Source organism: Methylobacterium longum (assembly GCF_022179385.1).
In the GTDB taxonomy this organism is placed as follows: domain Bacteria; phylum Pseudomonadota; class Alphaproteobacteria; order Rhizobiales; family Beijerinckiaceae; genus Methylobacterium; species Methylobacterium longum.
This window is the reverse complement of record NZ_BPQS01000028.1, coordinates 61,561-67,560: the sequence shown is the minus strand read 5'-3', so window position 1 is coordinate 67,560 and position 6,000 is coordinate 61,561. Positions and strand designations below refer to the sequence as shown.

Sequence of the window (6,000 nt, the reverse complement as noted above, 5' to 3'; positions counted from 1 at the left end):
GTCGGCAGGAGACATCGCCTTCAGCAGGCGATTACGGACGCTGGAGTGCTGAGGCTGAGCCACGGCTCTGGTCCCGGTCAGGGCAAGAGCACACGCGGTCTCCTAAGCGCCCACGGCCCGAAGCGGTGAAGGCGATCAGCACAGTATCTGCCCTTGATCGAGCGATAGCAAAGCAAATCACTCGCGGACAACGGTGAAGCATCGATGGTTCGATCCATTACCAAACGCCCGGATGCTTCCGAAACCCAATCTATGTCTACGCCATTCCTTCACGTCGGTTTACCGTAAGACTCATCATCGGCTGATCCGATCCAGGCGCCGGTGACTGGGAGAGCCGCGCGCTTCCGCCTGCAACGCAAGGCGCATACGCCATGCCCTTCGCTCCCGATCAGCACGCCACGACCCTGCTCATCCGTAAGCTAGAGAGCATCGCCACCCTCACGGATGAGGAGCGGCAGGCCCTCGACAGCCTGCCGGTGAGGACCCACGTCCTCGGTGCCCGGCAGGACATCGTGCGCGACGGCGACAGGCCCACGCACTGCTGCCTCGTCGTTGAGGGCTGGGCCTGCCGGTACAAGCTGCTCAGCCAGGGCAAGCGCCAGATCCTGTCGTTCCACATCGCCGGCGACATCCCAGATCTGCTGAGCCTGCACGTCCCGACTATGGACCACAGCCTCGCCACGGTGACGAGCGCGACGGTGGCCTTCATCCCGCACGAGAGCTTACACACCCTCGTCGCGCGCCATCCCCGTCTTGCATCGCTGCTGTGGCGTGACACACTGATCGACGCGGCGATCTTCCGTGCGTGGATGGTCGGCATGGGGCGGCGCTCCGCCTATGAGCGGATCGGCCACCTGTTCTGCGAGATGTACGTGAAGCTCGAAGCGGTGGGGCTGGCCGGTGATCACTGCTGCCCGCTGCCGCTCACTCAGGTCGATCTCGCCGACGCGCTGGGCCTCACGCCCGTGCACGTCAACCGCGTGCTGCAGGAGATGCGTCGCCAAGCGCTGCTCGAGCTGCGCAGCCGCAAGTTGGTGATCCAGGCGTGGGACGAGCTTTCGGCGGCCGCTGAGTTTGACCCCAGGTACCTGCAGTTGGGGAAGCGCGCGGCTTGATCAGCCCTCGCCAACAAGCCGGTTCGTGTCACCATCGGCAGCCTTGATGCTGCGGGCCCAACTCGCTTCCGCGGATGACTTCCTCGTGGCGGTGGTGGTCAGAAGCTGACAACCCGGTACCCGCGTGAAGGCTGCTTTGCTTACGACCCGCGCGGGCACAGCCTCACCGGATCAGCCAGACCCCGTTGAGCGACACCGTCGCCGTGTAGACGGGACGGTGATCCTCATCGCTCACCAGAACCGTGTAGGCGAGCCGGTCGCCGCCTTTGAGCGCTTCATCGCGTGTGAGGTCCGGGAGGAGTTGCAATGCCATCGCACGCGCATCGTCCAAAGTGGCGCACTCGGTGCCGGTCTGATCGAACTGCGTCGCGCCGTCGTGGATGTCGAAGAAGTAGCGTGACACAGGCGTGCTCCGCGCAGGTAGGGCGGGAGCGTTCGCTACTCTCAGCCACCAGCAGCCAGGATCGAAGCCAGTGATCGCCTCTTGTACCACAGCGGGGGGGGGCGCCTAATGTAAGTTAAACGGGCCGAACGTCAGTTCGCCGCACCCGGCTCGAACACGACGATCTGCGAAGCGCCTGCTTCGGACCGAAGAGCCAATGTCCGATTTCCACCCGTTGCAGACTCTGCCGTTGGGTACCAAGCGTCGGCTTTCGACCACTGGCTGGTCTGCCTCACCCCAACGTAGCCCAAGCTGACGGCGAGGGCTGGGCATCCCGGAAGAAGGCTCGGAAGGCGTTCGAGGCCATGCAGAAGGGCGAGGTTGCCTCGATGCTTCCGCTGGAAGGGCTGGGGCCGTCGCTGGTCCCAAGATCGAGAACAACGGCAGCGTCAGCGTCGTCGTGCAGCGGGCGGGGCCGGATACTTCCGTCCGCACCTCTGCCTCCGGCAACCTGTTCAAGGATGTGGTGCTGAGCCGAGGGCGGACGATGGCTCCGGCTGAGCGAACGTAATGACGTGCAGTGGAGCGCAGGCGCGCAGGGCCTGGAGCGACCGCCGCATCTCAATTCGGAGCCATGCACGGTGGCAGTCGGGATGCCGACTGCGCGGCACACTCATCATCGAGATCGAATGATCCTGCATAAAATTGCCGCCATTGAAAAATATTGCTCGATTTGTCAAAGCCAAGCTGAAACCGATTAGCTCTCATTAGCTTTGACAAGGTACGTCGGCAAACGCCCGCAAGTCGTTGCTTTCGGTGGTTATTATGAGCCTCGCCATCATCCTGACGAGTGTCTGGCTTGCCGGCCTCGTCGAATTCGGCTGTCTCTGCCACGAGGCTCCGCTCGCTTCCGAAAGCTGATCCGTCAGAACATCAGCCCGATAAGCTTAGTGGCGCCCCACCATACCACCCAGCACCAGAGACCTATGCTGCCGGCCAAGACGGCCAACAGCAGGGCCGTAATCAGAAATTGGATCAGCCGTCTGAGCTGAGGTCCGCGCGTTCGCCCGACTGGCGGCGACTCAGGTCGAACCGGCGCAGGGGCATGGGCACGTTTCATACCTGAACTTCGATCGTTGGATCGGCAGATCTTCAGATCAGTACAGGGACTGACTGGCGAGGGCTTCGGAATGCTTTCGCGCCAGAACTAGTTCCACACAGGACTGACTACGTAGCCGCGACGGGCAGGCGAGTGCGCAGTCATTATCAGTGGCGACCGCGTTCTGCCGCGTAGAGGGCCGTGCGCATTCCGGCAGGACGCCCGCGAGGCACAGGTCTCGACCTCCGCCACCGGGCAGCTCTTCCGCGACGTTGTGCAGAACCACGGGCGGCAGATGGCGATGGCGGATCAGCGAGACGGTGCCGTCAGATCATCGCTGCGGTTCGAGTGCTTCGTGCATTTGTGCCAAACGAAGTCTGATCGCCCTTGGCTTTGCTTTCCATAGCACCAGCCGATCTGATTGAGCCGCGAGTTCAGGCGCGTGCGCCGGTCGCACTCCTCAGCGCCGGTATCGCTGGGCGAGCTGCGGCATACTTCATCCGCGGCGGAGTACGCCTTGATTAGCTGTTTCGCCGTCGGCTCAACCGCCTGCGCCCCACCGGCAGCGACGAGGAGAGCGAGGGCGGCGAGGGCTGTGCGCATCCCGGCAGGATAGCGAGCGCCGGGTCCGTGTCGAGCGATTGTCAGAGTGCCAGCGAGAGAAGGCCAGCGATGCCTGCGACGATTGCCGCAGCGCCGGCTGACATGGCGCCTCGCTGGCTCCACATCGCGCTCGCCTGCAAGGCTGCCATGGTGTCCGGCGGGATCGACAAAGTTTGGTCTATGGTGAGAGGTCTGTTCGGTATGACGACAGCGGCTGAGCGATACCAGAAATAGGCGGCTAGGAACGCGAGCACTGACGAGAGCACAGTCGCGCAGATGTAGGTAAGACGCATCCCAGCAGGATAACCGCCAGGATGGCGGCGTCGAGATCCTGAAGGCTGGCGGGCCTATGCGATGGCGTCCAACAGCGGGCAGGCGTGAGCGAAATCGGGAGGCGTCTCCCGGATCTGCTTGTCCGATAACTACGCCGTACCATATCGAAGAAACTGGCGCCCTGAAGCGGATCCGATCAGGCTAGGTCGGGCACACCGTGACGGGATCAGCGCCAGCCGCAGCTCCTGCTGTAGAGTGCTTCGAAGGCGTGGAATGCCGGTGGATGCCGGTGTTAACCGGGAGATAGCCCTGCGGATTTGTCCGAAGCGATCTAGAGCGCCGAGGGCGACCCGATGCTGTCATGAACGGCGGGAGTACCGTTCGATGATGCGCAAGTTGGCAACCCTTTGGGTTCGTCGGCCGGTCGCGACCCGAGGGCCTTCAAATGAAGACCAATCTCGGTGTCACCATCACGATCGAAATCAAGCTCGCACCTTGCCTCATAGCGTTGGCTGCGATCCTGAAGATCTTGATGTAAGCGGGACGGAGTGCTTCGCAAGAGGCACTCCGTCTTTCCATTTAGTGCATCTCGTCAGTCCACCAGCCCCCGTCTTCAGCGCCTCTTCCACGAGGCGGGGGCTGGGTCAGTGGATCGTCGATTTTAGGGGCACCACGAGCGCTGCCATACCCTCTTCCTCTACTGTCTGGTTGAGGGCGTCGAAGGCGTCTTGTGGGGTCGGAAACGGCTTATCCCATGCTGTTGAGCTACCCTCCTGGTCAACGACTTCTAACTGCCAAGGATCGTCAGTACCGGCAAAGCGGTAGATCTTCACGTCCACCGTCACACCATCGCGTGTGAAGCGACCTGAAAGCGACGAGTGCTCAAGCTCGCGGTCCTCGTTCTCCACGATCACCTCCATCAGGACTGTTTCGCCTTCAAGGCTTCCTCGACGAGACGGTGAGTGGCTTATCTCAGAGCGGCAAATACGCCGCCTGCCACGAGTCCAGACACCAACACCATGTACGGGGCGTTCTCATACCCCGCGTAGCTGAGAAGCCTTGCCGAGATCGTCGCCACGGCGAAGACACATAGTGCCACCGCGAGCGTGGCGACGCTCATTCCAGATAGCCCTTCGCCTTCAGGTACTCGGTGAGGATCTGGCGGATAACTTCGACCCGCGATGGCTTAAGGTCAGGCGCCGTCATCTTCGGCGCTACCAGCTTCGAACCCATCGAAGCCATCCAGGGGCACGCCAGTCCTGTGCACGTCGTACTTGCGACCCAACGCATCGAGCCGCCTCCCCGACGCTCCGATCACGAGGTCCCTATCGCCGTTAGGAACTTGTCGGAGCAATCGCTCGCGGAAGTCGGTGTCGGGCTCAGGATCGCTCATGTGTTACCCTATAATTGCTTAGCCTTCATCGCTACTTCCACCATCCGGCGGAAGGCTTCGGTGCGGGCTGGCTTTCATCTGCCCCGAAACCCTTCAGCGGCACGCCGGTTCTGAACCGATCGTACTTGCGGCCAAGGAGGTCGAGCGTAGATCCGCGCGCAAAAAGCGCGGTGTGGCGATCGTTTTCAGCGACCACGCGCAGCAACCGTTCTCGGAAGATATCGTCGGGCTCGGGGTCACTCACTTCAGATAGCCCTTCGCCGTCAGGTGCTCGGTAAGGGCTTCGCGGATCCCGTCGCACATCATGGCTTTCTTGACTCGGCTTTGGCGGCATCTCTTTCGAGGCGCGCAGCCTTCAGGCGTGCGGTATTCTGATCCGCAGCACTGACTGTCGATTGGTCGGCGACCTGACCGCCGGAACGGTCCTGCATCTTTGCAAAAGCGGCCTCGGCCTGCGTTCGCTCTTTGCTGTGGTTGTCAGCCATAGAAGGCTCCTCAGTTTGCGCCTTCCGGATCCTCGCGGTGGCGCACGTACCCCTAGCCGGCAAGGCGTCAGGATTTCTCGTTTTCTCGCGCCAGACGCATCGCCTTCAGCTGCGCTGTCCGTTCGTCGGCCACTTGCTGCTTGTCCTCAGCCTCCGCCCGAACATTCTCCGCGTTCTCAAGGCGCGCGGTAGCTCTGGCCGTCCTTGAGTCCAGTTGGCCGCGAGCGGTGTTGGGAAGATCAGACATGGACGGTCCTATCATGTAGGCCGGAAAACTTGGTGCAGTTCTGCGGCGTCAGGATCGCTTCGCCTTCAGCGCTTCCTCGACGAGGCGGCGGATAGGGTCAGCCCTTGGTAAGCCGACGGTGGTTCGCCCGCACCTTCGTCCGGTAGCTGCGCACGACCTTATGCGGACCGCCGCCCTTCGCCAGCGTCATCGCGGCGCTGCCGGCGGCGAGAACCTTCTCGGTCACCATCCGCTGCGCCTCGGCCCGCGCCTTCGGTCCGCCGACCATGAGCATCGCGATGCGCTGGCCGATCACCATCTGGGCCTCGACGCCGAGCATCGCGAGATCCGTGCTCATCGCTAAAAACGAAAACGGCTTGATGCCCTTCCTGCGAGGTTTCCGCATTGGCGCTGCTCCTAAGAT

Annotated in this window: 7 protein-coding genes; 1 reads left to right on the top strand and 6 read right to left on the bottom strand. The window is 62.4% G+C overall.

Translation table 11 applies throughout. The annotated features are described in order from the left end of the window. Positions 1–371 precede the first annotated feature (371 nt). The gene (locus tag MFF58_RS20890) at positions 372–1,115 is read left to right on the top strand and encodes a Crp/Fnr family transcriptional regulator (RefSeq protein ID WP_238290848.1); all 744 of its coding nucleotides are present in this window, start codon (positions 372–374) and stop codon (positions 1,113–1,115) included. Between the two features lie 163 nt (positions 1,116–1,278). On the opposite strand, the gene MFF58_RS20885 is transcribed toward MFF58_RS20890, so the two are convergent. The 6 genes from MFF58_RS20885 to MFF58_RS20860 form a co-directional block, all read right to left on the bottom strand. Further along, positions 1,279–1,518, bottom strand: a complete 240-nt coding sequence (locus MFF58_RS20885) for a DUF6894 family protein (protein ID WP_238290846.1) — start codon at positions 1,516–1,518, stop codon at positions 1,279–1,281. A 2,598-nt stretch (positions 1,519–4,116) separates the two neighbouring features. Continuing rightward, entirely contained in the window at positions 4,117–4,392 is a 276-nt protein-coding gene (locus MFF58_RS20880; protein WP_238290845.1) for a hypothetical protein, read from the bottom strand. A 504-nt stretch (positions 4,393–4,896) separates the two neighbouring features. Beyond that, positions 4,897–5,109, bottom strand: a complete 213-nt coding sequence (locus tag MFF58_RS20875) for a hypothetical protein (protein ID WP_238290844.1) — start codon at positions 5,107–5,109, stop codon at positions 4,897–4,899. 58 nt (positions 5,110–5,167) lie between these two features. Then, a complete protein-coding gene (locus MFF58_RS20870) occupies positions 5,168–5,350 on the bottom strand; it encodes a hypothetical protein (RefSeq protein ID WP_238290843.1) in 183 nt (60 codons plus the stop codon). A gap of 67 nt (positions 5,351–5,417) precedes the next feature. Beyond that, positions 5,418–5,597 (bottom strand): hypothetical protein, encoded by a 180-nt coding sequence (locus MFF58_RS20865; RefSeq protein WP_238290842.1) that lies wholly within the window; start codon positions 5,595–5,597, stop codon positions 5,418–5,420. A 97-nt stretch (positions 5,598–5,694) separates the two neighbouring features. Beyond that, complete coding sequence (locus MFF58_RS20860; RefSeq protein ID WP_238290841.1) at positions 5,695–5,934, bottom strand: hypothetical protein; 240 nt, start codon at positions 5,932–5,934, stop codon at positions 5,695–5,697. Between the last annotated feature and the right edge of the window lie 66 nt (positions 5,935–6,000).

What these genes read in the sequence shown, in the direction of transcription:
- MFF58_RS20890 (WP_238290848.1), top strand. Translation starts at nt 372, where the DNA reads ATGCCCTTCGCTCCCGATCAGCACGCCACGACCCTGCTCATCCGTAAG.
- MFF58_RS20880 (WP_238290845.1), bottom strand. Translation starts at nt 4,392, where the DNA reads ATGGAGGTGATCGTGGAGAACGAGGACCGCGAGCTTGAGCACTCGTCG.
- MFF58_RS20870 (WP_238290843.1), bottom strand. Translation starts at nt 5,350, where the DNA reads ATGGCTGACAACCACAGCAAAGAGCGAACGCAGGCCGAGGCCGCTTTT.
- MFF58_RS20865 (WP_238290842.1), bottom strand. Translation starts at nt 5,597, where the DNA reads ATGTCTGATCTTCCCAACACCGCTCGCGGCCAACTGGACTCAAGGACG.
- MFF58_RS20860 (WP_238290841.1), bottom strand. Translation starts at nt 5,934, where the DNA reads ATGAGCACGGATCTCGCGATGCTCGGCGTCGAGGCCCAGATGGTGATC.